Genomic DNA, 278 nt, shown 5'->3' on the forward strand with positions numbered 1-278 from the left:
CAGGGCTAAAATCATAAAGATCTTAGATATGAAGGAGGTCTCATAACGGAAATGAACACGCTAAGTTCAACAGATGATAAACAATTAGTATTTGAAAGCAATGGAAAAGTTGTAACTGATAGTTTGATGATTGCTGAAGTCTTCGGGAAAACTCATGACAATGTACTGAAAGATATTCGCAAGCAAATGGATTATGCGGGTTATGAATTTTCGCTCGTAAATTTTCACGAGCGAACTTATGAGAGTAGAGGACGTTTATATCCTAAAATCGACCTGAC

At 36.3% G+C, this 278-nt stretch carries 1 protein-coding gene; it reads left to right on the forward strand.

What is annotated here, in order from left to right; genetic code table 11:
• Window positions 1-51 precede the first annotated feature (51 nt).
• Window positions 52-278 (forward strand): Rha family transcriptional regulator (locus tag KVT37_RS32170; protein WP_217579021.1); only part of this gene is annotated, 227 nt, incomplete at its 3' end.

It is taken from the genome of Mesorhizobium sp. GbtcB19 (genome assembly GCF_019091085.1).
Taxonomy (GTDB): Bacteria; Pseudomonadota; Alphaproteobacteria; order Rhizobiales; family Rhizobiaceae; genus Mesorhizobium.